This window comes from Blastomonas natatoria, from assembly GCF_003201955.1.
In the GTDB taxonomy this organism is placed as follows: Bacteria; Pseudomonadota; Alphaproteobacteria; order Sphingomonadales; family Sphingomonadaceae; genus Blastomonas; species Blastomonas natatoria.
The window spans coordinates 21,701-45,098 of record NZ_QJJM01000008.1 but is presented as its reverse complement, the minus strand read 5'-3'; the positions used below and the strand labels follow the sequence as shown (position 1 = coordinate 45,098).

The window sequence follows — 23,398 nt, the reverse complement described above, 5'->3', positions numbered from 1 at the left end:
ATCTGACTTGCAATGGACGCTCCCGACGTTAGCTTGCGCCCTTTAATCGATCAGTTAAACAAGGTGGAGAGACATGGCGGGTGCACTGGCAGGCGTGACGATCATCGAACTGGCGGGAATCGGGCCCGGTCCTTTTGCCGCGATGATGCTGGCCGATCATGGTGCAAGGGTCATTCGGATCGAGCGCGCCAGTGGCCGGGCGACCATGGGCAATTCCGGCAATCGCGATATCCTCAACCGCAACCGTGAAGTGATCGCGGTCGATCTCAAGTCCCCTGAAGGCATCGCCCAGGTCCGCGAACTGGTGCGCACCGCCGACGGCCTGATCGAGGGCTTCCGTCCTGGCGTGATGGAGCGGCTGGGCCTGGGTCCCGACGTGCTGCTCGCCGACAATCCGAAGCTTGTCTATGGCCGCATGACCGGATGGGGGCAGACCGGCCCCTATGCCCCCTGCGCCGGGCACGACATCAACTATATCGCGCTGTCGGGCGCGCTCCACAGCTATGGCCGCGCGGGCGAGAAACCGACTCCGCCGGTCAACGCCGTGGGCGATTTCGGCGGCGGCGGCATGTTCATGGCGTTCGGCATGGTCGCTGGCATCCTGTCCGCACGCAGTACCGGCAAGGGCCAGGTGATCGACTGCGCGATGACCGATGGCGCAGCGGTGCTATCGGCGATGACCTATACATTCCTCGCCAACGGCCAGTGGCGCGACGAGCGCGGGGTCAATCTGCTCGATACCGGTGCGCATTTCTACGACACCTATGAGTGCGCCGACGGCAAGTTCATCTCGATCGGGTCGATCGAACCGCAATTCTACGCGCTGCTGCGCGAGAAGGCCGGCCTTGCCGATCCTGCCTTCGACCTGCAGATGGACCCGCGGCAATGGGGTCCGCTCAAGGAAAAGCTCACCGCGCTGTTCCTGACGAAGACACGCGACCAATGGTGCGCGATCATGGAGCATACCGATATCTGCTTCGCCCCGGTGCTGAGCCTTACCGAAGCGCCCGAACACCCGCACAACAAGCAGCGCGGCACGTTCATCGAAGTCGACGGCATATTGCAGCCCGCCCCCGCGCCCAAGTTCAGCGAGACCCCTGCCCCTTCGGTGCGGATGGGTTAGTTTGGCTGGAAGAAGCGAGAGAGGCGCAAAGATTCGCAAGCCGCGAGTCGAGGCTCTGGACTGCCGACCTCAGAAACTTGAGCTTTTCAGCCGCCGCCTCCCGATCAATGAACAGTTGCGAGGTAACAATTTCGGAACCAGTCAGTTGAACCAGCTTTAGCTCGACTAGCCAGTTGCCATCCCTGCTCAAGAAGAGAGTCGACGCCCCATGACAGACACTGTTCCGCAAATCGGCAAAAGGCTGAAAACGGTCAAGTGCCTGAATCGTGGATCGTGCTCGTTTCACATCGCTTTCGACCAAATTGTTCAAGGTGTCCCGCAGCAATTGTAGCTTATGGCCGAAAAGATGTGCTTTTCCAATCGCCACAGCGTCGGGAAAGCTCTGCGCGAGCACCAACAGCGCTTCGCAAACCTTGCTTTCCGCCGCGGTAAAGCTCTCGATGCAACGCCCCAGCCATAGATGCAATTCTTCCTGAGCCTGGTCCCAACCGGGCAATGGAGCGATAGTGCCAAGGCTTGTCAGAGCGTTCATCGCTACAAAACTAACAGTCTCCCCTTTACCAATGATTGCGCCACATTGGTTCAAACAAACACACTCCACCCCGTCGCCTCGACCAGTTCCTCGAGCGCGATCGCGCCGACCATCGAGGTGCCCGAGGCGTTGAGCCCGGGAGACCAGACCGCGATCGCGCCATGCCCGGGCGCAATGCACAGGATGCCGCCACCGACGCCACTCTTGCCCGGCAGGCCGATGCGATAGGCGAAATCGCCGCTATTGTCGTAATGCCCGCAGCTCATCATCACCGCGTTGATGCGGCGGCAATTCTCGCGGCTCACCAGCCGTTCGCGGTTGATCGGGTCGCATCCGTCGAATGCCAGGAACAGCGCCGCGCGTGCCAGCTGGCGGCAGCTCATGCGGACTGCGCATTGGCGGAAATAGGCCTGCAGGCTTTCTTCGACCGGATTGGCCATATTGCCGAATGCCGCCATGAAATGGGCGAGCGCGCGATTGCGCGATCCGGTGGCGGATTCCGATTCCGCCACCTCCTCGTCCACGGATATGCTGTCGTCGCCTGACAGACGATGGAAGCGCGCCATCAGCTCCGCCTCGAAAGCGGCGCTTCCGCCCTGGGCAACCAGCATGTCGGTCACAACGATCGCGCCTGCATTGATCAGCGGATTGCGCGGGATGCCCTTTTCGTTTTCCAGTTGCACGATGGAATTGAACGCGCTGCCTGAAGGCTCGCGCCCGACCCGGTCCCACACCTTCTCGTCATAATGCCGCAGTGCCATCGACAGGGTGAACACCTTGGAGATCGACTGGATCGAAAAGGGTTCGTGGCTGTCGCCCAGCGTGACCATCGTGCCATCACCCAGCACGATCGCCATGCCGAACTTGCAGGGATCGACCCGTGCCAGAGCCGGGATATAGTCGGCGACCTTGCCGGTGCCGATATGCGGCGCGACAGCCACCTCGATCCGCTGCGTGATCGCCTGCCAGTCCATCCCCGCCCCCATTTTGTGCGCCGCATCATCCAGGCCGTTGCGCCTCGGGGCGAAACATAGCAGGGGGAAGCGGCATGTCGATTCTTACGCGCCTCGTTCCCGACCGGTTCGTGCTGATGCTGTTGCTGACCGTGGCGGTCGCCGCAGTGCTGCCCGTAACCGGCGAGGCGGCGTTTTATGCAGGCTATGGGGTATCGGTCGCGATCTTCCTTCTGTTCTTCCTCCACGGCCTGCGCCTGCCGCGTGCCGAGGTGATCGTGGCGATGAAGAACTGGCGGCTGCAGGGCTTGATCTTTGCCTTCACCTTCGCCTTCATGCCGGTCCTGGGGCTGGCAGCAGCCTATGCCCCTTCAGGCCTGCTTCCGCACGGACTGGTCGTCGGCCTGCTGTTTCTGGGCATCCTGCCATCCACGGTGCAATCGGCGATCAGCTACTCCTCGCTCGCCGGCGGCAATATCGCCGCATCGGTCATGGCCTCCGCGCTGCTCAACCTGGCAGGCATCTTAATGACACCCCTGCTGGTCGTGCTGCTCATCGGCGCGGGCGGCGGTGCCGCGATCAGCAGCGATACGGTGATCAAGATCCTCTCGATCCTGCTTCTGCCCTTTGCCCTAGGCCAGATCGCGCAAGGCTGGCTCGGCGCCTGGGCGCTGCGCAACAAGCCGCTGCTCACCATGCTCGATCGCACGGCGATTGCCCTGGCTGTCTATGTCGCCTTCAGCTCTGCCGTGGCCGGCGGCAAGATGCAGGCGCTGGGCTGGGGCGTGATCGCCTTGCTGTGCGCGGTCATCCTGGTCATGCTGGTACTGGCGATGATCGCCGCCTGGGGCCTGGGCGGGATGATCGGCCTGCCGCGCGCCGACCGCATCAGCCTGCTGTTTGCCGGATCGCACAAGAGCATCGCCACGGGCGCACCGCTCGCCGCGATCCTGTTTGCAGGGCCCCAGGCGGGCATCGTGATCCTGCCCGCGCTGATCTATCACCAGTTGCAGCTCGTCCTATCGGCTCCGCTGGCGTCCAGACTGGCGCGCGCCACCGACAGCTGAGGCTTTTTTTGGCTTGGCCGAAACCCTGCTCCGGGCGATATGTCCCCGTCATGGACATTGCCACCGCCAGCCCCTTCGCCATCCCTGACGCGCCGCCGCTCAACCCGGCGAAGTTCCGCGATCCGCTGGTCACCGCCAAGGGCGAACCGCGTGCCAGCGTCGCGATGACCACGCTGGAAACCCTGTGGTTCAACACCGGCACGCTGTGCAATCTTGCCTGCAAGAGCTGCTATATCGAAAGCTCGCCGCGCAACGATGCCCTGGTCTATCTGACACTGGCCGAAGTGACGGGCTATCTCGACGAGATCGCTCTGTCCCGCCTGCCGACGCGCGAGATCGGGCTGACGGGCGGTGAACCGTTCATGAATCCGGACATCATGCCGATCCTCGAACTGTGTCTGGCGCGCGGTTTCGAGACGCTGGTCCTGTCCAATGCGATGCGCCCGATGCGGCGGCATGAGGCGGCCTTGCTCGACCTAAAGACCCGATACGGCGACCGGCTGACCATCCGGGTGAGCCTCGATCACCATAGCCAGGCGGTGCACGAGGCGGAGCGCGGCGCGAACAGTTGGGACAAGGCCTTGTCCGGCCTGCAATGGCTGGCGCAGCATGGCTTCCGCATCGCCGTCGCCGGGCGGCATCTGGCGCACGAAAGCGATGCCGAGGCGCGCGCAGGCTTTGCCGCGCTGTTCGCCAGGCTGGGCCTCGCCATCAATACCGGCGACCCGCGCGAGTTCGTGATGTTTCCGGAAATGGACGCAGGCGCGGACATTGCAGAGATCAGCACCGCCTGCTGGGACATATTGGGCAAGAGCCCGGATGCGATGATGTGTGCGACCAGCCGCATGGTGGTCAAGCACAAGGGCGCGGATCGCCCGACGATCGCGGCCTGCACGCTACTGCCTTATGCCCCGGGCTTCGACATGGGCACAACACTGGCCGAAGCCTCGCGTCCGGTTTCGCTCAATCACCCGCATTGTGCCCGCTTCTGCGTATTGGGCGGGGCAAGTTGCAGCTAGGCGGGCGCGCACCTACATAGCGCTCATGCGAGCTACCTATTCCGGTGCCGCCACGCTGACAGGCTGACGACCCCGCATGCTTCCTCCCCGATCGCGTTCTTCCGGCCAGGCCGTCCCCAGCGGCCGCCTCTCCCGCTTTGCAAGCTTTGGCACTCTGGTCGGCGGCGTTGCCGGATCGATGCTGGTCGACGGCACCAAACAGCTGGCGCAGGGCCGTCGTCCGTCGATCGGCGACCTGCTGCTGACCCCGGCCAACGCCCGCAAGATTGCCGATCGTCTGGCGACCATGCGCGGCGCGGCAATGAAGCTCGGCCAGCTGATGTCGATGGACACCGGTGATTTCCTGCCGCCGGAGCTTTCCGACATTCTTGCCCGTCTGCGCGCTGACGCCCAGCATATGCCGCAAGGCCAGCTGCGCAACGTGCTCAACCAGAACTGGGGCCGCGGCTGGGAAAAGCGCTTTGCCAGTTTCGACTTCAAGCCGGTCGCCGCCGCCTCGATCGGCCAGGTGCACCGCGCACGGACGCTCGACGGGCGCGACCTGGCGATCAAGGTGCAATATCCCGGGGTGCGGCAGAGCATCGACAGCGATGTCGACAATGTCGCGGCGCTGATCAAGCTCACCGGCTTGCTGCCGCCTGAGCTCGATATCGACCCGATGCTGGCCGATGCCAAGGCCCAGTTGCACGAAGAGGCTGACTATGCGCACGAGGCCGGCCACCTTGCCCGGTTCGGCGAACTGCTTGCGGGGCATGACGACTTTCGCGTGCCTGCGCTGCACCCGGACCTGACCACCACCGACATCCTCGCGATGGACTATATCGAAAGCATTGCGGTCGAGGACACGGTGAGCATGGACCAGGCGACACGCGACGGCATCGTTCAGCGGCTGGTCGGACTGCTGCTGCGCGAGCTGTTCGAATTCCAGCTGATGCAGACCGACCCCAATTTTGCCAATTACCGCTTCGATCCTGTCAGCGGCAAGCTGGTGCTGCTCGACTTCGGTGCGACCCGCGCCGTGAAGGATCGGGTGTCCAATGCCTATCGCACGCTGCTGCGCGGCGGACTGACGAGCGATATGGCGCTGATGCGCGAGGGCGGCCTGACCCTGGGCATGCTGCACCCCGATGCGCCCGAAAGCCACAAGGTGGCGGTGCTGGGGATGTTCGACACGGCGTTCGAGCCGCTTCGCATCGACGGGCCATTCGACTTTTCATCCAATGAGATGACAACCGAATTGCGCGATGAAGGCATGGCCTTCGCCAAGGAGCGGACGTTCTGGCAGGTTCCGCCGGTCGATACGCTGTTCATCCAGCGCAAGATCGGCGGGGTGTTCCTGCTCGGCAGCCGGCTGAAGGCCAATACCAATGTTCACCGGCTGATCCGCGCTGCCGTGTCCTGATCGCGCGGATCATTTGCCGAGCGCGGTCACTTCCTGCCCTTCGGAGCTGGTGAAGGGAAAGCCCGACAGCTTGTTCTTGGCCAGCGTGTTGACAAAGGCCTGCGCCTCGTCGGAGCTCTTGAACGGACCGGTCAGCAGCCGATTGGTGGCATTGAGCGGTGTCCACCAGCCCTGCTTGCCCTTGAACAGCGCAGGCGATGTGGTGGTCAGCCGCTTCCATTCCTTGGACAGATCGGCCCGGTTGGCGCCGCCTGCCACCTGCACCCAATAGCGCTTGGGATGCTTGGGCGCTGCCTTTTTGGCAGCAGCTGCCTTTTTCTCGGCCGCCTTCTTTTCGGCCAGCTTCTTCTCGTCCGCCGCCTTCCTTTCGGCGAGCTTCCTGTCCGCCAGCTTCTTCTCTTCTGCGGCCTTCGCTTCGGCCAGCTTCCTGTCTTCTTCCGCCTTTTTCGCGGCCAGTGCCTTTTCATCCGGCAGCTTGGGCATGGGCTGCAACTTGGTGACATCCACCGCATCCTCGGCCAGCGCCAGTTCGCTTGGCGGAACCGAGATGCTGGCAATGACCGATGCGAGCGTCACGCGCGCGGGCTCCGGTTCTGCCGGGACGGGCTGTCCACTGGCGGCACTGGCAAGGGCGGCCGGGCCAGAGCTCGCCGGTGCGGGGGATGTAGGCTGGATTGTGCCGGGCGCCGGTGATTGCGTCCCTGCTGGGGTGTCCGTCGTCCGTCCGGTTACCTGAGCAAGGTCGAAACCCTGGCCCGGACCCTGAACCGGCGTCGCAGCTGTAGCCAGTCCGCTTACGGCGGCGGCAGGAACCGAGGAAAAGCCGGGACGGGGTAGCTCGTTCACACCCGATAGCAGAACCGGCCTGTCACCGGCACCGATCATCGGCGTTGAAGGATTGACGGCCGATTGCGCCAGAGCCTCGGCCTGGCCGCCAGTCGGCTGTGCAACCGCCGCTGCTGCCTGCACGGGCGAATCTGCCGGCGGAAGCAGCGATTGCGGCGAGGGAAGGCTGGTCTGGCCACCATTGGTCCGCGATACCGATGGGGGCGCCGACACCACCCGCACGGGCGCGGCAGGCGTGGGCGAAGGGCTGGACATGGAACCCCGCGGGCGGGCGGAAACCAGATCGGACGATTGGCCCTGAACGGTCGCCCTGGAAGGTGCCGACGCGGTCTGACCGGGCAATGGCTGCACCGTGGCCCGTGCAGTCTGCACGGTCGAAGCGGCAGGCGATGGTGTTGGACCACCACGGCCCGGAATCAGCAGATCGGGCGGCGGAACAGGACCAGGCGCGCGCGCCTGAACCGGCACCGGCTTGGCCGCAGCCTCGGCCTGGGCCAGCGCAATGGCTTCGCGCTCCTTCTTGCTCAGCTTGCCCGGCCTGCGCCGCTGAGACTTGTCGACCTTGGCAAGCTTGCGGCTCTTGGTATCGGTCGCCGGTCCAAGCGGATCGCCCGCCGGGATCAGTCCGGCATCGGCACGGCCAGGCCGCGGACGCTGCGTGCCGAGCGCAGCATATTGCCGGTTGCGCGGATCGTCCTTGCCCATCGCAGCCGCCGCCGGAAACTGGCCGAAATGCGCAGCCGCAGCCTGCTGCGCCGGGGTCAGCCGTCCCATGAAGCGAAAGAACGGCTCGATCGAGGCGGCCATCCGCTTGGGCATAGTTGCATCGGCGATCGCGATTGCCCCATCCGCATCGCCCGCTATGGCGAGCACGAAGGCGCGGGTTCGCCAGGCGGCGGCATCGCGCTTGCGCAGCAGCGGATCGAGCTGAGCCTCTGCCCCCGCCCGGTCCCCCGAAATGCCCAGCGACAGGGCATAGCGGCGGATCGTCTCATCATCGCCGCCGCGCCGAAGCGCCAGTTCGTAATCATCCTGGGCCGCGTTGAAATTGCCGACCAGATCATAGGCCAGACCGCGGTCGGCGGCATAGACGGTCTCAGGAACGCCCAGCTTCTTGGCCTCGTCGAACAGGCGCAGCGCCTCATAGGGATTTTCGTTGAGCAGCAGCGCCGATCCCAGGCCGGCCTTGATCCGGCCATTGCCGGGTGACATCTCCTCGGCTCGCGCGAAAAAGCCGATCGCGGCCTGCGGGTCCTGCAGCAGCAGCGCAGCATTGCCGGCATCGATCAGTGCATCGACATCGCCCGGGTAAACGGCCAGCCGCTGCAAGGCATTCTGCAGCTCGCGCGTGCCTTTGGGCTGTGCGACCTCGAGCGAATTATACCCGGTATCGGGCGCATCGGGCCCTTCTTCCTGCGCATGGGCAGGGGTGAGCGAGACGCTGGCGGCCGCGCAAAGCAAGGCGGCAAGACGCATTTTCCGGGTACGCAAAAGCGGGTTGAAAGCCATATGCCCCTGTCAGTCGCGGTTTGCAGGGGCGATTGCAAGCATGTCCCGTGCACGCACACGGCAGGGCGTGTGCCGTATTCGATAGCTTGCGGGAACCAAATGCCCGCCGCTGCTAGTGCCAGCGGCGGGCAAAGGGATTACTGGTTGTTCTGGCGGCCCAGAAAGCGCGGGATGTTGAGCGGCGGTGCATCTGCACTGTCGTCCTCACCCTCGTCATCGCTGCGCGCGCCACCGCGCGAAAGGCTCGACATCCGCTCGAACAGGGTTCCGCCTCCGGTGGCTACGCGCGGGGCCTTTGCCACGGGATCGGCCGTCTGCGCAGGCGGAGCGACGAATGCAGCGGGGGCCGGTTCTTCGGGCATCTGTGCGCTTGCAGGATCGAGCAGCAGTTCGTCTCCACCCGTATCGTCATCGAGCGACTGCGCAGCGACGCCCAGATCCAGCGCTTCGGGTTCGGCAGCGGCCACCGGAGCGGGGGCCGGTGCGGGACGCGGCGCAGCGGCGAAGCTCGGTGCGGGCGCGGGAGCCGGTGCAGCAAAGGCGCGCGGCGCAGCCTGGTTCAGCGAAAACGGGCGAGCCTCTTCGACAGGCTGCTGGACCGCATCGCCGTCGATGCCAGTGGCCACGACCGAGACCCGGATCTTGCCTTCCAGTTCCGGATTGAAGGCGCTGCCCCAGATGATGTTGGCATCGGGGTCGACCAGTTCCTTGATGTGGTTGGCCGCTTCGTCGACTTCCATCAGACGCATGTCGTCGCCGCCGGTGATCGAGACGATCACGCCCTTGGCGCCCTTCATCGACACGCCATCGAGCAGCGGGTTGGCAATCGCGCGTTCGGCGGCCTCCAGCGCACGGCCATCGCCCTCGGCTTCGCCCGTGCCCATCATCGCCTTGCCCATTTCGCGCATCACCGAACGGATATCGGCAAAGTCGAGGTTGATCAGGCCGGGATTGACGATGAGGTCGGTGATCGAGCGCACGCCCTGCTGCAGCACTTCGTCAGCCAGCTGGAACGCTTCCTTGAAGGTCGTGTTGGGGTTGGCGACCAGGAACAGGTTCTGGTTCGGGATGACGATCAGCGTGTCGACATTCTTCTGCAGCTCGGCGATCCCGGCTTCGGCAGAGCGCATGCGGCGCGTGCCTTCGAATGTGAAAGGCTTGGTGACGACGCCGACGGTCAGGATACCGCGATCGCGTGCAGCCTTGGCGATGACCGGGGCCGCACCGGTGCCGGTGCCGCCGCCCATGCCGGCAGCGATGAAGCACATGTGCGTGCCTTCGAGGATCGCCTCGATATCGCCAACGGTTTCTTCCGCCGCCGCACGACCGACTTCGGGCCGCGAACCGGCACCCAGGCCCTGGGTCACATCCGGCCCAAGCTGGATGCGCTGCTCGGCAGTCGAGCTGTTCAGCGCCTGCGCGTCGGTGTTGGCGACGATGAAATCGACGCCCTCGACATTGGCCGCGATCATGTTGGCGATAGCGTTTCCGCCAGCGCCGCCGATCCCGATCACAGCAATGCGCGGGCGCAGTTCGTCGACGGTCGGCGGTCCGATGGTGATGCTCATGCCTTAATTCTCCCCTGCTTCATTATTCTGAAGCAAATACCAAAACCCACATTGCACAGATTGATTCGCGAATTCACCCAAAAAATCGGGTTTTTCCACTGGTTCCTGCAGCCTGAGCGACGAAAGGCGCTGCATGGTCAGAAATTTCCGACCAGCGCGCGCCACAAACGCTGCAGCACAGCCGCGCCCGAATGGCGGTGGACCTGCTGATAGCTCGAGGCAATGCTGCGGATATCGACCGGCTCATCGGCAGCAAACAGCGCCAAGCCCGCCAGGGTCGAGAATGCCGGCCCCGCATGGGCATCGGGCAGCCCGGCAATTCCGGTGGGCCGGCCGATCCGCACCGTACGGCCCAGCGCCACCTGCATGTGATCGGCCAGGCCGCGCAGCTCTGCGCAGCCACCGGTCAGCACGATGCGCTGGCCCTGTGCCCCGGTAAAGCCCAGTTCCTTCAGGCCCTTGGTGATTTCCCCGATCAGATAATCGAGCGGCTGACGGATGACCGACACGAGTTGCGCCCGGCTGATCGAATGCTTGTCGTCGGTGCGCCCGCCTGCGCCGACCAGCTTGCTGTCCTCTTCGGGCAGGCGCAGGTCGATCATGTCGTGATTGTCGCGCGGCGAGGATGTCGCGGCACCATGGAAGCATTTGATCCGCTCGGCTTCGGCGCGGCGCAGGCCAAAGGCGGAGGCAATGGCATCGGTAATGTCTGCGCCGCCGAACGGAATCGTGAACAGCCCGACAAGCATGCCGCCGGCATAAAGCGAGATATTGGTGACCGCCGCCCCCATCTCGACCAGCGCGACGCCCAGTTCGCGCTCCTCTTCGCCCAGAACTGCGGTGCCGGCAGCGATCGGCGCGGCCACTATGCCGCTGACGCCGAGATAGGCCGCCGCCACCGTCTGGTCGATATTGCGCACCGGCGCTCCGTCGGCAAAGATCACGTGGATATCGACGCCCAGCCGCTCGGCATGCAGCCCGATGGGTTTCTTCACCCCAGTCGCGCCATCGAGCGTATAGAGCGCGGGCTGCGCGTGCAGCACCATGCGTCCGCCCGGCTGGATCGTCTCGCGTCCGGCGGCCAGCAGATGATCGACATCGTCCTCGTCGATGCGACCGCCGCCCAGGTCGATCTCGACCCGTGCGATCGTGCTGGTAAGCCCGCCCGAGGTGCAGCCGACATGGACATGGTCGATGTTGAGCCCCGCGATCCGCTCGGCCTGTTCCACCGCCTCGCGCACTGCCAGTTCGGTCGCCGCCATGTCGGTGATATAGCCGCGCTTGACGCCCTCGCTGGCACGCTGGCCGGTGCCCAGCACCAGGAGCTCGCCCGCATCGGTGCGCCCGATGATCATCGCGCACACCTTGGACGAGCCGATATCGAGCGCGCCATAGGTCTTTTCGATCCGGGGGACGGCCGCGCCGCCCTTGCGGGCCTTGCCACCGCTCATTGGTCAGCTGCCGATGCCAGAGCATCGCCTCCAGGCTTGGCGGGGCTACGCGGGCGTCGCAGATAGGCGCGTTCGGGATCGCGCAGGTCGAAATAGGTCACGCCCTTGCCGAGCAGCCGATTGACCCCGTCCATCCGCGCGAAATTGACCAGCGCAGCCTGCGACAGCTCCTCGCCTTCGGGCAGCGCGAGCACCTCGCCGGTATGGAAGCTGAGGTTCCAGCGCCGGTTGCCGACCCATTCGGCTTCCTTCACCTGCGGGGTCAGCGCCGGCGCGGCGTCGAGCAGCTTGGTGAGATCGCCGATCCGGGTGTTGGCGCGCTTGCCGACGATGCGCAGCATCTTGGGATCGATCTGGCCAGGGCTGGGCTCAAGCGCGACGCCCTCGGCATCGACCAGCATCACGCGCCCGCGATCCTCCCATACCGCCAGCGGCTCGCGCTCGACGATATCGACGATCAGCGTGTCGGGCAGCTGGCGCGAAATGCGCGCATCGGCGATCCAGCTGAACCGCGTCAGCTGGCGGCGCAGCTCTTCCAGATCGACCTGCGGCATCGACCGGTCCTTCTGCGCGAGCACGATCTCATAGACCTTGAGCTCGTTCATCTTGTCGACGTTGCGGACCTCGACCTTCTTGACCTCGAACCCGGCGCGTCCGGCGGCGAGCGCCATCTCTTCCTGCACCATGCCGGGCACGCCCATGAACTGCGCGGTGATGACGCCGCCCAGCGCGAGAATGCCCAGTATGCCGATGGTCGCGGCTTTCTGCATCTGCTCTTCGCTAAACGGCAGACGCGCGAGCAGCGCATTGGTGCGCGAACGCTGCGCCGTGCGCGGCTTGGGCCGCGTCGCACCCTTTTTCGCCGATGTGCCGCGCTTAATCCGTGTCGCCATGCCGGGTGCCCCCCAATGCCTGTTCAACGATGATCTCGACCAGATCGGCATAGCTGATGCCGATCGCTGCCGCCTGTTCCGGAACGAGGCTGAGCGGGGTCATGCCCGGCTGGGTGTTGACCTCCAGCAGGTACAGCCCGTCCAGCCCCTTTTCGTCGTCCCAGCGGAAGTCCGATCGCGACGCGCCCTTGCAGCCGAGAATGTCATGCGCCTTGAGCGCCAGCTCCAGGCAGCGCTGCGCGATCTCTTCGGGGATTTCCGCCGGGCAGATATGCGTCGTCAGCCCGTCGGTATATTTGGCGTCATAGTCGTAAAAGCCCGACTTGGTGCGGAGCTCGGTGACACCCAGCGCACGGTCGCCGAGCACGGCGGTGGTCAGTTCGCGGCCCTTGATGAAGGGTTCGGCGAGCAGCTCCTCGAATTCCTGCCAGGGTCCGATGGCATCGCGCGCAATCGGATCACCGTAGTTGCTGTCGGCCTTGACGATGGCGACGCCGACCGACGAGCCTTCGTTGACGGGCTTCAGCACATAGGGGCGTGGCAGCGGATCGCCCGCATACAGGCTTTCCGACCGCACGATATGCCCGCCAGGCATCGGAATGCCATGCGGCACCAAGGCCTGCTTGGTCAGCACCTTGTCGATCGCGATGACCGAGGTCGCCATGCCCGAGTGGGTATAGGGGATCTGCATCAGGTCGAGCATGCCCTGCACGCTGCCATCCTCGCCCGGCGTGCCGTGCAGCGCGTTGAACACGATATCGGGACGGATGCCCGCCAACACCGCAGCGACATTGCGGTCCATGTCGACCCGCGTCACCTGATGCCCGCGCGATTCCAGCGCCTTGGCCACGCCCTCGCCGCTCATCAGCGACACCTCGCGCTCGGCCGACCAGCCGCCCATCAGCACGGCAATATGGAGCTTGGGCAGGGTCATGAATTCGGCTTTCCTATCCGCTGGATTTCCCATTCCAGCGCGACGCCCGATTGGGCGAGGACGCGGGCGCGGACCTCCTCACCCAGCGCTTCGATGTCCGCGCTGGTGGCGGTGCCGGTGTTGATCAGGAAATTGGTGTGCTTCTCGCTGACCTGCGCGCCGCCGAGCATGAGACCGCGACAGCCGGCCGCATCGACGAGTTGCCAGGCCTTGTGCCCTTCAGGGTTCTTGAAGGTCGATCCGCCGGTCTTGCTGCGCAGCGGCTGGCTAGCCTCGCGCGAGGCGGCGATCCGGTCCATCTCGGCCTGGATCGCTTCCGGGGCATCGGGGTGACCGCGAAAGGTCGCCGCGATGACGATCGCACCTTCGGGCAGCTCGGAATGGCGATAGGTGTAGTGCAGGTCTGTGAGTTGCAGTGTCCGCCGCGTGCCATCGCGCAGCACGACCTCGCAATCGATCAGGATATCCTTGACCTCGCGGCCATAGGCCCCACCGTTCATCCGCACGAAGCCGCCGACCGTGCCGGGGATCGAGCGCAGGAATTCGAGGCCACCGATGCCCGCGTCGCGCGCGGTCGAGGACACGAGAATGCCCGACGCACCTGCCCCGCAGCTCAGCGTCACGTCATCGATCCGCTCGACCCTGGCGAACGCCTTGCCGAGGCGCACCACGACGCCGGGCACGCCGCCATCGCGCACGATGAGGTTAGAGCCGAGGCCGAGTGCCATGACCGGAACTGAGGGGTCAAGATCTGCGAGGAACTGCGCGAGGTCATCGGCGTCCTTCGGCTCGAACAGCCATTGCGCCGCGCCGCCGGTCTTGAACCAGACGAGGGGTGCGAGGGGGGCATTGGGGGTCAGTTTTCCACGCACTCCAATCGGATTGTCTACAGACATACCCACACCCGTTTGTCCCGAGCGCAGTCGAGGGACCTTACGCAACCCATCGGGATTACGTCCCTCGACTTCGCTCGGGACAAACGGAGATTGGGATAGGCTCACGCAGCCACCTTCCGCTGCGTGATCGCATCAGCGAGACCCGCTGCCCATTTGGTGATGTCGCCAGCGCCGAGGCAGATGACCATGTCGCCATCCTGCGCATCTGCTGCAAGCAGGTCTGCCAGCTCGTCCGGCCCGGTGATGGTGCGTGCCTGGCGATGGCCGCGCTGTTTGAGGCCGCTCGCCAGCGCCTCGGCGCTCACGCCCTCGACCGGCTCCTCGCCCGCTGCATAGACCGGCGCGACATAGACGATATCGGCATCGTTGAACGCCTGCTGGAACTCGTCCATCAGATCGCCGAGGCGCGAATAGCGGTGCGGCTGGACCACGGCGATGATGCGGTTCTTGACGCCCTCGCGCGCCGCCGCCAGCACCGCGCGGATTTCCACCGGGTGATGGCCGTAATCGTCGATGATCGTGATGCCGTCCACTTCACCCACCTTGGTGAAGCGGCGCTTTACCCCGCCGAACTTGGCAAAACCGGTGACGATGTCGGCATCCGCCATCCCCATCTGCAGACCGACCGCGATCGCGGCGATGGCGTTCTGCACATTGTGGCGGCCCGGCATGGGCAGTTCGATCCCGGCAATCTGGCGCGTCGAACCATCGCGCTCGCGCACAGTCACGTCGAAGCGGTTGCCGCCGGGGATCGAGACGACATTGTCGCCGCGCACATCGGCCTGCGCGCTGAAACCATAGGTCACCACACGCCGGTCCTTGACGCGCGGCAGGATCGCCTGGACCTCGGGATGATCGAGACACAGGATCGCCGCGCCATAAAAGGGCACGTTCTGGACGAACTCGACGAAAGCGTCCTTGACCCGGTCGAAGCTGCCATAATGGTCGAGATGCTCGGGATCGATATTGGTGACGACCGCGATCGTTCCGTCGAGCCGCAGGAAACTGCCGTCGCTCTCGTCGGCCTCGACCACCATCCATTCGCTGTCGCCCAGACGCGCGTTCGAGCCGTAATTGTTGATGATGCCGCCGTTGATCACGGTGGGATCGATGCCGCCCGCATCGAGCATCGCCGCGATCATCGAGGTTGTGGTGGTCTTGCCGTGCGTGCCCGCCACTGCAACGGTGGACTTGAGGCGCATCAACTCGGCCAGCATCTCGGCGCGCCGGACGACAGGCACGCGGTTCTCGAGCGCAAGGTCGACCTCGGGATTGCCGCGCTTGATCGCGGTCGAGGTGACGACCACTGCGGCGTCGCCCAGATTTTCCGCCTTGTGGCCGATCATCACCTTGATGCCGCGCTTGCGCAGACCCTCGACGACATAGCTCTCCGCAATGTCCGAACCCTGCACCTTGTAGCCCAGATTGTGCATCACCTCGGCAATGCCGGACATGCCGATTCCACCAATGCCGATGAAATGGATGGTCCCGATGTCGATTCCGACGCCCTTCATGCTTCCTGTCCTTCGGCTTCGCGCGCCAGAGCTTCGCCGCCCCGGGCCTGACCCTTGGCGGCAGGGGCCACGCGAATAATGCCTGTCAGCGGTGCGGCACCGAAGCTCTCGACCAGGTCGGCCAGATCGCGCACCGCATTGGGGTAACCGCATTTGTGCGCAGCAAGCGCTGCGTTTTCCAGCGCATGCGGGTCGAGCGCCATCTTCTGGATCTGCTTGGCGAGTTCCTTGGGCGTGAACGCCTCCTGCCGAATCGAGCGCGCGCCCCCCGCCTTGACCATCTCGCGCGCATTGGCAGTCTGATGGTCGTCGGTCGCGATGGGGAGCGGCACCAGGATGGCGGGGCGGCCCGCCACGGTCAGCTCGGCGATGGTCGATGCGCCCGCCCGGCCGATGAACAGGTGCGACCAGCCCAGCTTTTCTGGAATGTCGTTCATGTACGTGGCGAGCTCTGCCGGAATGCCGTGCTCGGCATATTTGGCGCGGACGCCCTCGATATCCTCCTCGCGGCACTGCTGCACGACCTGAAGGCGACGGCGCAGATTGACCGGCAGCATGGCGAGGCCATCGGGCACGACTTCGGACAGGACCCGCGCGCCCTGGCTGCCGCCGGTGACGAGCACGCGGAACACGCCGTCTTCAAGCAGCGGCGGGTAATTCTCACCGCGCAGCGACAAGATGGCATCGCGGACCGGATTGCCGACCAGATGGACTCGGTCCTTGAGCTTGGGGTTCAGCCGGTCGACCTGCTTGTAGGCCGTGGCGATGGCATCGACCCGGCCTGCCATGAAGCGGTTGACCCGGCCGAGCACCGCATTCTGTTCGTGGATGATCGTCGGGATGCGCGCCTTTTGCGCCGCGAGCAGCGTCGGCAGCGCAGGATAGCCGCCAAAGCCGATGACCGCACTCGGCTGGAAATTCTCGAACAGGTTGAGCGCCATCGCCCGCCCTGCCCAGATGCCCTTCATGCCGCGAAGCCAGCCGATCGGCCCGCCGGCGATCCGTCCGGGCGGCAGAATGTGCACCTGATCGCCCTCGAAAATCCCCGGAATCTTTGCGCCGCGCTCGTCGGTGACGAGCGCGATATGGTGCCCGCGCTGCTGCAATTCGCGCGCGAGCGCATAGGCCGGAATCAAATGTCCGCCGGTGCCGCCGGCGGCGAGCACATAATGGCGTGAAATGGTCATCAGTTCTTCCAGTCCGATCCGAGCAGGCTGCGGTCCTCGAACGGGTTACGCCGGGTGAGCGACAGCAGCAAGCCCGCGCCGATGCCCAATGCGATCATCGACGAACCGCCATAGCTGATGAACGGAAGGGTCATGCCCTTGGACGGAAAGAGCTGCAGGTTCACCGCAATGTTGATGAACGCCTGCCCCCCGAGCTGCGCGGTCAGACCCGTCACCGCGAGAATCGTGAACAGATCGCGTTCGTCGAGCAAGCGCATGCAGATGCGCACGATGATCGCGAAATAGACCAGCGCGATCGCCGCACAGGCGAGCAGGCCGAATTCCTCGCCGATCACCGAAAAGATATAGTCGGTATGGGCCTCGGGCAGGTTGAACTTGTGGACGCCGAGGCCCGGCCCGGTGCCGATCAGCCCGCCGCCGGTCAGCGTCTTGTGCGCGAACATCACATGGTCATATTCGCCCGCGCCGAACAGCCAGCCGTTGATGCGCTGCGTCGCCACCGGGTAGAAGAAATAGGCGAGCGTCATGCCGACCGCACCCGCGCCGACGCCAAGGCCCACGACCTGCATCGGCAGACCAGCCAGCAGCATCAGCGTGAACCAGATGCCGATGAACATGATCGTCTGGCCAAGATCGGGCTGCCGCATCAGCAGAAACGCGATGCACGCCGTTATCGCCATCGACAGCTTGAGCACCGGCAGGCTGGGGTCCTTCACCCGCAGCGAAATGATCCAGCCCATCGTGACCGCATAAGCGGGCTTGAGAAATTCGGACGGCTGGATGCCGATGCCATAGCCGATCCAGCGCTTCGACCCGTTGACCGTGTTGCCCAGAATCGGAACCAGCGCCAGCAGCACGAAGAAGACGCACGCCATGATGATCGCAAGCCTGCGTGCTTCGCGCTTTGGCAGCATCGACACCACGAACATGAAGCCCAGACTGACGATGACCCAGCCGAGCTGACGATAGAAGAAGTAGAGCGGGCTCAATGTCTCTGTCGCCGTGGAGAGGCGGCGCGCGGTTGCTGGCGATGCCGCCTGAACTGCGATGAGGCCGATGGCGATGAGCATCAGGATCATCGCGAGCAGAACGCGGTCCAGTTCCCAGAACCAGATCGCCAGCTGCGACCGGTCGCTGCGACCCAGCCTGCGCCCAAGATTGCGGGGCAGCTTGTACGCGCGCTTGCCCGAAAGGCCGGCGGCGGGGACGGTGGCGGCCAGATCATTCATCTTTTGGCATCCTCCTGATGGGTCGCATCCTCGCCAATCAGCGCATCGACGATCTTGCGGAAGCTGTCGCCCCGCGCCTCGAAATCCCGGAACTGGTCGAACGAGGCACAGGCCGGCGACAGCAGCACCACCTCGCCTGCTTTCGCATTGGTCATCGCGCTGCGCACGGCATTCGCCATCAGTTCGGCGCGCGTGACGGGCATCAACGGTTCAAGCTGGTCGGCAAAAGCCGGTCCCGCCTCGCCAATGGTATAGGCATGGACAACATGGCCGAAATGCGGAGCGCACTCATCGAGACTGTCGCCCTTTGGCAGGCCGCCGACAATCCAGTGGATTCGGGGATAGGCAGCCAGCGCCGGAGCAGTCGATGCAGGGTTGGTCGCCTTGCTGTCGTTAACATAAAGCACGCCGCGATGCTCGGCGGTGCGTTCCATGCGATGCGGCAGGCTGGAAAAGGTCGCGAGCGACGCACGGCTGCGTGCCCTGTCGAGCCCCAGCGCGTCGACCGCGGCCAGCGCCACCGCGACATTCTGGGCGTTATGGGGACCCTGCAATGCGGGCCAGGCGCGCTGGTCTTCGGCAGAGATATCGGAGGCGTGCACCTCGATCGGCGCGCTCAAGCTCGCGGCGATCGTCCGGGTCGGTTCGTCATCCGTGGCGATGACCGCAACATGCGCAGCGTCCTGCTGCATGCTGAAGAGTCGCGCCTTCGCCGCGCAATAACCGGGAAACCCGTCATAGCGGTCCAGATGATCCGGCGTGATGTTGAGTAGCACCGCGACGTCGCAATCGAGGCTGAAGGTCAGGTCGATCTGATAGCTCGACAATTCCAGCACATAGATGCCGGTGCCGGCATCATTGGGGGAAAGTGGCGGCTGCGACAGGATGGGCAGGCCGATATTGCCACCCATGATCGTGGGCACTCCAGCCTCGCGGATGATGTGATGGATCAGTGCGGTGGTGGTCGACTTGCCATTGGTACCGGTGATGCCGATCACGCGGTGTGGCGGCAGGCTTGCACGGGCGAGCGCAAACAGTTCTATATCGCCGATGATCGGCACGCTCGCCGCGCGGGCACGGTCTGCGACCGGATGGCGGTTGAGCGGGACGCCGGGCGAAACGATCAACCCATCGAAACCCGCCAGATCAATCTCCATCGGATCGCCGATCTGCACATCGGGGTGGTTCGCCACCGCCGTCTCGCGGGCTTCCTCGCGATTGTCCCAGACGGTGCATTGGGCGCCCGAAGCCATCAAGGCATCGAGCGTCGCGAGCCCTGAGCGCGCGAGGCCCAGGATGCAATAGCGTTTCGCGGCAAAGGCAGGAGAGGTAATCACCGGATCTTCAGCGTCGCAAGGCCGGCCAGTGCCAGCACCAGCGATATGATCCAGAACCGAACGACCACGGTCGATTCCGCCCAGCCCAGCTGTTCGAAATGGTGGTGGATCGGCGCCATGCGGAACACGCGCTTGCCGGTGCGCTTGAAGAAGAAGACCTGGATGATCACCGACATCGCCTCGACCACGAACAGGCCGCCGACGATGCCGAGCACGATCTCGTGATGCGCAGCCACGGCGATGGCACCCAGCGCGCCACCGAGCGCCAGCGAGCCGGTATCGCCCATGAACACTGCGGCAGGCGGTGCGTTGAACCACAGAAAGGCGAGGCATGCGCCGATGATGCAGCCGCAATAGATGGCAAGCTCACCCGCGCCGGGCACGTGCGGGATACCGAGATAGGCGGCGAACTTGGCATTGCCGACCATGTAGACGATCAGCAGGAAGGCGAGGCTGGCAATGACCACCGGGAAGGTGGCGAGGCCGTCGAGCCCGTCGGTCAGGTTCACCGCATTGCCGAACGCGACGATCGTGAAGGCCGCAAAGGGGATGTAGAAAAAGCCGAGGTCGAACGGCGGGTAGTTGATGAACGGCACGTAGAGCAAGGTGCCGGTCTGGCCCAGGATAACCCAGCTCGCTATCCCGGCGATCAGGAACTCGCCCATCAGCCGGACCTTGCCGGAAACGCCCTTGTGGCTCGCCTTGCGCACCTTGTCGAAATCATCGAGGAATCCGATCAACCCGAAGCCCAGCGTCACGCAAAGGCACGCCCACACGAAGACGTTGGTCAGGTCCATCCACAGCAACACAGAAATGGTGAGCGAAATCAGGATCATCAGCCCGCCCATGGTGGGCGTTCCGCGCTTGGCGAGGTGCGTCTGCGGGCCATCAAGGCGGATCGGCTGGCCCTTGCCCTGGCGCATGCGCAGCATCAGGATGAACCGTGGGCCGATGATCAACCCGATGAAGAGCGCCGTGACGATCGCCGCACCCGAGCGGAAGCTCAGATAGCGGATCAGGTTCAGCGGGCCTTCAAAATCCAGATATTGCGCCAGCAGATACAGCATCAAACCCCCTCCCGCGACATGGCGGATGCGGCCGGCCGAGCTGCCAGCGCGCGCACCAGTGCGGACAATCCCACGGAATTGGACCCCTTGACGAGCAGTGCATCGCCATCGCCCAGAACGGCCAGCAGCGCAGGCAGCGCCGCATCGGCGGCGGGCACATGCGCGATTGTGCCCTGCCACTCAAGCGATTTGGCGAGCGCATCGGCCAAGGGTGCCATTTCGTCGCCGACCAGAATGACATGATCGACCCGGGCGGCCATGATCGGGGCTGAAAGCCCGGCATGATAGCTGTCCGAGGTCTCGCCCAGCTCCTTCATCGCCCCCAGCACCGCTATCCGGTGATTGGCCCTTTCCTGGCCGAGCAGCGCAAGGGTCGCCGCCATCGAGGCGGGGTTGGCGTTATAGGCCTCGTCGATCAGCAGTGCAGCACCGCCATCGGGCGTTGCCACCTGCATCCGCTCGCCACGCCCCGACATGCCCGGCAGATCGGCCAGGGCAAGGCCCGCAATTGCCAGGTCGCCGCCCGCCGCATCGACGGCGGTCATCACCGCCAGCGCGTTCATCACCCAATGCTCTCCAGGCGCGGACACGCGGAAGCACAGCCGCGCATCGCCGATCTGCGCCGTAATCAGGGACCCCCCTTCGGGCGCGGGGATCGCATCGATCAGCCGGGTTTCGCTGTCGCTCTGGCTGCCGAAGCGGCGGATGACATGCGCATGCGCCTGGGCGGCGGCATAGAGGCGCGGATAATGACGGTTGTTGTGCGGCACGATCGCGGTACCACCCGGCTCAAGCCCCTGGAAGATTTCGGCCTTGGCATCGGCAATGCCTTCTTCGCCATTGCTGAAATTGCCGATATGCGCGGGTGCGATCGTGGTGATCAGCGCAACGTGGGGGCGGACGATCCGGGTCAGTTCGGCCAGTTCGCCTGCATGGTTCATGCCCATTTCGAACACGCCGAACTTCGCATCCCGTGGCATGCGGGCAAGGCTCAGCGGCACGCCGACATGGTTGTTGTAGCTCTTGACCGAGCGGTGCACCGTACCGGGCACCATCCGGTCGAGCGCGTGGAACAGGGCCTCCTTGGTCCCGGTCTTGCCCGCCGAGCCAGTCACCCCGACGATCGTCGCGCTGCTGCGCGCGCGCGCCGCATGGCCGAGCGCCGTCAGCGCGGCGGCACTGTCGGCAACCAGCACGTGCGGGTGATCGACCGGCCGTTCGCAGATAACGCCCGCTGCGCCTGCGGCCATGGCACGGTCGATGAACAGATGCCCGTCGGTCGCCTCGCCGCGCATCGCTATGAACAGGTCGCCGGGCTCGATCTCGCGCGAATCGAACGCGACGCCGCTGACCGCGAAGTCGGTCGAGGCGGTGCCGCCGGTGGCGTCAGCAAGTTCGGATGCAGTCCAGAGGCTCATGCCGCGCACTCTCGCGCAACCTGCACATCGTCGAACGGCAGGACCCGGTCGCCGACAATCTGACCCTGTTCATGGCCCTTGCCCGCCAGCAGCACGATATCGTCCTTGCCCGCCATCCGGATGGCAGCGGCGATCGCCTCGCGCCGTCCACCGATCTCCGTGGCATCGGGCGCTGCCGCCATGATCGCCGCGCGGATACTGGCCGGATCCTCCGAACGGGGATTGTCGTCGGTGACGATCACGACATCGGACAGGTCACTTGCGACCTTGCCCATTTGCGGACGCTTGCCGGTGTCACGATCACCGCCCGCACCGAACAGCGTGATCAGCCTGCCCGAGACATGCGGGCGCAAGGCGGCAATGGCGGCGACCAGACCATCGGGGGTGTGGGCATAATCGACATAGACCGGCGCGCCTTCGCGGGTAATCACCGCGCGCTCTAGCCGCCCACGCACCGGCTGCAGCCGCGCCATATGGTCGAACACCTGGGCAGGCGCCCCGCCTGCGGCGATGACGATCCCGGCGGAAACCAGAGCATTGGCAGCCTGATAGGCGCCGATCAGCGGCAGATTGACCTTCACCTGGGAACCGGCGTGCTCGAGCACCAGCTGCTGCCCGAGCTGGGTCGGGGTGCGGCTCACCAGACGGATCGCCTCGCCCGCCTCGCCGACGGTCATCAGGCTGAGGCCGCGCGCCTTGACGCGGTCGATCACGGCTTGCGACCATTCGTCATCGGACCAGACGACGAAATGGCCGTCATCGGCGACGACCTCGTCGATCAGCCGCATCTTGGCCTCGAAATAGGCCTCCATCGTGCCGTGATAGTCGAGATGGTCGCGGCTCAGATTGGTGAACGCGCCGACCTGGACGGGCAGTCCTTCGGTGCGGAACTGCGACAGGCCGTGGCTCGACGCCTCGAAGATCGCATGGGTCACGCCCTCGCGCGCGAGGCCCGACATGTTGCCGAGAAAGGTCACGATGTCGGGCGTGGTAAGCCCGGTGCTCGCCTGATCGACCGAGGTGGTGACGCCCAGCGTCCCGATCGAGGCGGCATTATGGCCGGCCATGCGCCAGAGCTGGCGCGTCATCTCGGCGGTCGAGGTCTTGCCGTTGGTGCCGGTAACGGCAGCGACATGCGCGGGCACGGGGGTAAAGAAGCGCGCAGCGGCCAGCGCGAAGGTGCGGCGAGGGTTGGCATCGGCGATATGGACCGCACCCTCCACCTTCGCCTCCGGCCTGGCGACAACGGCAATCGCGCCGGCAGCGACGGCATCGGCGATGAAATCCTCGCCGTTGAAACGCGCACCCTTGAAGGCCCCGAAAACCGTACCGGGCGCAACCTTGCGGTGATCAATGGCAAAGCCGGTGACTGTCTGCGCCGATGCGTCGCCCGACAGCCCTGATGCCAGTTCACCCAGTCTCATTGTGCGTCCCTTTTACCGACCCAGAAAAT

19 protein-coding genes are annotated in these 23,398 nt (G+C 64.9%); 4 read left to right on the top strand and 15 right to left on the bottom strand.

All coding sequences use genetic code 11. The features are described from left to right. Positions 1-73: 73 nt before the first annotated feature. A complete protein-coding gene (locus C7451_RS11270; RefSeq protein WP_110299074.1) occupies positions 74-1,123 on the top strand; it encodes a CaiB/BaiF CoA transferase family protein in 1,050 nt (349 codons plus the stop codon). On the opposite strand, the gene C7451_RS11265 is transcribed toward C7451_RS11270, so the two are convergent. Both C7451_RS11265 and C7451_RS11260 read right to left on the bottom strand, forming a co-directional pair. Next, positions 1,086-1,709 carry a hypothetical protein gene (locus C7451_RS11265; RefSeq protein WP_146215354.1) on the bottom strand — a complete coding sequence of 208 codons (624 nt, stop codon included), beginning with the start codon at positions 1,707-1,709 and terminating at the stop codon, positions 1,086-1,088. The genes C7451_RS11270 and C7451_RS11265 overlap by 38 nt on opposite strands. Further along, the gene (locus C7451_RS11260; protein ID WP_110299072.1) at positions 1,706-2,629 is read right to left on the bottom strand and encodes a glutaminase; all 924 of its coding nucleotides are present in this window, start codon (positions 2,627-2,629) and stop codon (positions 1,706-1,708) included. Before C7451_RS11260 ends, C7451_RS11265 begins: the two co-directional genes overlap by 4 nt. A gap of 74 nt (positions 2,630-2,703) precedes the next feature. On the opposite strand from C7451_RS11260, the gene C7451_RS11255 reads away from it, so the two are divergent. The 3 genes from C7451_RS11255 (at position 2,704) to C7451_RS11245 (ending at position 6,096) form a co-directional block, all read left to right on the top strand. Beyond that, positions 2,704-3,675, top strand: a complete 972-nt coding sequence (locus C7451_RS11255; protein ID WP_110299071.1) for a bile acid:sodium symporter family protein — start codon at positions 2,704-2,706, stop codon at positions 3,673-3,675. A gap of 50 nt (positions 3,676-3,725) precedes the next feature. Continuing rightward, entirely contained in the window at positions 3,726-4,694 is a 969-nt protein-coding gene (locus C7451_RS11250; RefSeq protein ID WP_110299070.1) for a radical SAM protein, read from the top strand. A gap of 76 nt (positions 4,695-4,770) precedes the next feature. Further along, positions 4,771-6,096 carry an ABC1 kinase family protein gene (locus C7451_RS11245; protein ID WP_167398512.1) on the top strand — a complete coding sequence of 442 codons (1,326 nt, stop codon included), beginning with the start codon at positions 4,771-4,773 and terminating at the stop codon, positions 6,094-6,096. Between the two features lie 9 nt (positions 6,097-6,105). Here C7451_RS11245 and C7451_RS11240 read toward each other — a convergent pair whose 3' ends face one another. The 13 genes from C7451_RS11240 to C7451_RS11180 all read right to left on the bottom strand — a co-directional run bounded on the left by C7451_RS11240 (position 6,106) and on the right by C7451_RS11180 (position 23,369). Further along, positions 6,106-8,451, bottom strand: a complete 2,346-nt coding sequence (locus C7451_RS11240) for an SPOR domain-containing protein (RefSeq protein WP_146215353.1) — start codon at positions 8,449-8,451, stop codon at positions 6,106-6,108. A 137-nt stretch (positions 8,452-8,588) separates the two neighbouring features. Continuing rightward, entirely contained in the window at positions 8,589-10,019 is a 1,431-nt protein-coding gene (ftsZ, locus tag C7451_RS11235) for a cell division protein FtsZ (RefSeq protein WP_110299068.1), read from the bottom strand. Positions 10,020-10,156: 137 nt separating this feature from the next. Beyond that, positions 10,157-11,470: a cell division protein FtsA gene (gene ftsA, locus C7451_RS11230; protein ID WP_208625201.1), complete on the bottom strand. Its 1,314-nt coding sequence runs from the start codon at positions 11,468-11,470 to the stop codon at positions 10,157-10,159. Beyond that, complete coding sequence (locus C7451_RS11225) at positions 11,467-12,363, bottom strand: cell division protein FtsQ/DivIB (protein ID WP_110299067.1); 897 nt, start codon at positions 12,361-12,363, stop codon at positions 11,467-11,469. The genes ftsA and C7451_RS11225 overlap by 4 nt, the downstream gene beginning before the upstream one ends. Further along, positions 12,347-13,297 (bottom strand): D-alanine--D-alanine ligase, encoded by a 951-nt coding sequence (locus C7451_RS11220; RefSeq protein WP_110299066.1) that lies wholly within the window; start codon positions 13,295-13,297, stop codon positions 12,347-12,349. The genes C7451_RS11225 and C7451_RS11220 overlap by 17 nt, the downstream gene beginning before the upstream one ends. Beyond that, a complete protein-coding gene (gene murB, locus C7451_RS11215; protein ID WP_110299065.1) occupies positions 13,294-14,193 on the bottom strand; it encodes a UDP-N-acetylmuramate dehydrogenase in 900 nt (299 codons plus the stop codon). The genes C7451_RS11220 and murB overlap by 4 nt, the downstream gene beginning before the upstream one ends. A gap of 101 nt (positions 14,194-14,294) precedes the next feature. Beyond that, a complete protein-coding gene (murC, locus tag C7451_RS11210; RefSeq protein WP_110299064.1) occupies positions 14,295-15,707 on the bottom strand; it encodes a UDP-N-acetylmuramate--L-alanine ligase in 1,413 nt (470 codons plus the stop codon). Continuing rightward, entirely contained in the window at positions 15,704-16,894 is a 1,191-nt protein-coding gene (gene murG, locus C7451_RS11205; RefSeq protein ID WP_208625200.1) for an undecaprenyldiphospho-muramoylpentapeptide beta-N-acetylglucosaminyltransferase, read from the bottom strand. Before murG ends, murC begins: the two co-directional genes overlap by 4 nt. Further along, positions 16,894-18,123 carry an FtsW/RodA/SpoVE family cell cycle protein gene (locus C7451_RS11200; RefSeq protein ID WP_208625199.1) on the bottom strand — a complete coding sequence of 410 codons (1,230 nt, stop codon included), beginning with the start codon at positions 18,121-18,123 and terminating at the stop codon, positions 16,894-16,896. Before C7451_RS11200 ends, murG begins: the two co-directional genes overlap by 1 nt. Continuing rightward, positions 18,120-19,460, bottom strand: coding sequence for a UDP-N-acetylmuramoyl-L-alanine--D-glutamate ligase (murD, locus tag C7451_RS11195; RefSeq protein WP_110299062.1), 1,341 nt, complete (start codon positions 19,458-19,460; stop codon positions 18,120-18,122). The genes C7451_RS11200 and murD overlap by 4 nt, the downstream gene beginning before the upstream one ends. After that, positions 19,457-20,527, bottom strand: coding sequence for a phospho-N-acetylmuramoyl-pentapeptide-transferase (mraY, locus tag C7451_RS11190; protein ID WP_110299061.1), 1,071 nt, complete (start codon positions 20,525-20,527; stop codon positions 19,457-19,459). Before mraY ends, murD begins: the two co-directional genes overlap by 4 nt. Next, a complete protein-coding gene (locus tag C7451_RS11185) occupies positions 20,527-21,945 on the bottom strand; it encodes a UDP-N-acetylmuramoyl-tripeptide--D-alanyl-D-alanine ligase (RefSeq protein WP_110299060.1) in 1,419 nt (472 codons plus the stop codon). The genes mraY and C7451_RS11185 overlap by 1 nt, the downstream gene beginning before the upstream one ends. Beyond that, on the bottom strand, positions 21,942-23,369 hold the full coding sequence (locus C7451_RS11180) for a UDP-N-acetylmuramoyl-L-alanyl-D-glutamate--2,6-diaminopimelate ligase (protein ID WP_110299059.1): 1,428 nt from the start codon (positions 23,367-23,369) through the stop codon (positions 21,942-21,944). Before C7451_RS11180 ends, C7451_RS11185 begins: the two co-directional genes overlap by 4 nt. Positions 23,370-23,398: the final 29 nt, after the last annotated feature.

Excerpts from the sequence above, each read along its gene's own strand:
- C7451_RS11180 (WP_110299059.1), bottom strand. The coding sequence starts at position 23,369 with ATGAGACTGGGTGAACTGGCATCAGGGCTGTCGGGCGACGCATCGGCG.
- C7451_RS11220 (WP_110299066.1), bottom strand. The coding sequence starts at position 13,297 with ATGACCCTGCCCAAGCTCCATATTGCCGTGCTGATGGGCGGCTGGTCG.
- mraY (WP_110299061.1), bottom strand. The coding sequence starts at position 20,527 with ATGCTGTATCTGCTGGCGCAATATCTGGATTTTGAAGGCCCGCTGAAC.
- C7451_RS11240 (WP_146215353.1), bottom strand. The coding sequence starts at position 8,451 with ATGGCTTTCAACCCGCTTTTGCGTACCCGGAAAATGCGTCTTGCCGCC.
- C7451_RS11200 (WP_208625199.1), bottom strand. The coding sequence starts at position 18,123 with ATGAATGATCTGGCCGCCACCGTCCCCGCCGCCGGCCTTTCGGGCAAG.
- C7451_RS11245 (WP_167398512.1), top strand. The coding sequence starts at position 4,771 with ATGCTTCCTCCCCGATCGCGTTCTTCCGGCCAGGCCGTCCCCAGCGGC.
- C7451_RS11250 (WP_110299070.1), top strand. The coding sequence starts at position 3,726 with ATGGACATTGCCACCGCCAGCCCCTTCGCCATCCCTGACGCGCCGCCG.
- C7451_RS11185 (WP_110299060.1), bottom strand. The coding sequence starts at position 21,945 with ATGAGCCTCTGGACTGCATCCGAACTTGCTGACGCCACCGGCGGCACC.
- C7451_RS11255 (WP_110299071.1), top strand. The coding sequence starts at position 2,704 with ATGTCGATTCTTACGCGCCTCGTTCCCGACCGGTTCGTGCTGATGCTG.
- murB (WP_110299065.1), bottom strand. The coding sequence starts at position 14,193 with ATGTCTGTAGACAATCCGATTGGAGTGCGTGGAAAACTGACCCCCAAT.
- ftsA (WP_208625201.1), bottom strand. The coding sequence starts at position 11,470 with ATGAGCGGTGGCAAGGCCCGCAAGGGCGGCGCGGCCGTCCCCCGGATC.
- murC (WP_110299064.1), bottom strand. The coding sequence starts at position 15,707 with ATGAAGGGCGTCGGAATCGACATCGGGACCATCCATTTCATCGGCATT.
- C7451_RS11260 (WP_110299072.1), bottom strand. The coding sequence starts at position 2,629 with ATGGACTGGCAGGCGATCACGCAGCGGATCGAGGTGGCTGTCGCGCCG.
- ftsZ (WP_110299068.1), bottom strand. The coding sequence starts at position 10,019 with ATGAGCATCACCATCGGACCGCCGACCGTCGACGAACTGCGCCCGCGC.
- murG (WP_208625200.1), bottom strand. The coding sequence starts at position 16,894 with ATGACCATTTCACGCCATTATGTGCTCGCCGCCGGCGGCACCGGCGGA.
- C7451_RS11225 (WP_110299067.1), bottom strand. The coding sequence starts at position 12,363 with ATGGCGACACGGATTAAGCGCGGCACATCGGCGAAAAAGGGTGCGACG.
- C7451_RS11270 (WP_110299074.1), top strand. The coding sequence starts at position 74 with ATGGCGGGTGCACTGGCAGGCGTGACGATCATCGAACTGGCGGGAATC.